The organism is Ralstonia sp. Ralssp135, assembly GCF_047304345.1.
Classification (GTDB): domain Bacteria; phylum Pseudomonadota; class Gammaproteobacteria; order Burkholderiales; family Burkholderiaceae; genus Ralstonia; species Ralstonia chuxiongensis.
The window spans coordinates 1-248 of the sequence record NZ_JBGLYZ010000116.1; the positions used below are offsets into that span (position 1 = coordinate 1).

Consider the following 248-nt stretch of genomic DNA (forward strand, 5'->3'; position numbering starts at 1 on the left):
GTGTGAAATGGTCGCCCCAGCCCGATCCGAAAGGCGGTCAGCGGGTAGGCCAGCGCACCAAACCGCTTCTTGGTCTGCTTGTCGATGGCCCGCGCGCGCCTCGCGCTGAGGCCAATGGTGGCGATGTTGAAGAACAGCCGGTCGTTGGCGCGGCCGAGGTCGATCCGGTTGCGCCGACCCTGGAGCACGATCCGCGCCGCCGCCACGGGGTCGGCCGGGATTCCCAATACCCGGGCAAGATCGTTGGC

At 68.1% G+C, this 248-nt stretch carries 1 pseudogene; it reads right to left on the reverse strand.

Annotated features, from left to right (window positions below):
- Window positions 1-248 (reverse strand): annotated as a pseudogene (locus ACCD03_RS25610) (hypothetical protein); the annotation flags it as partial.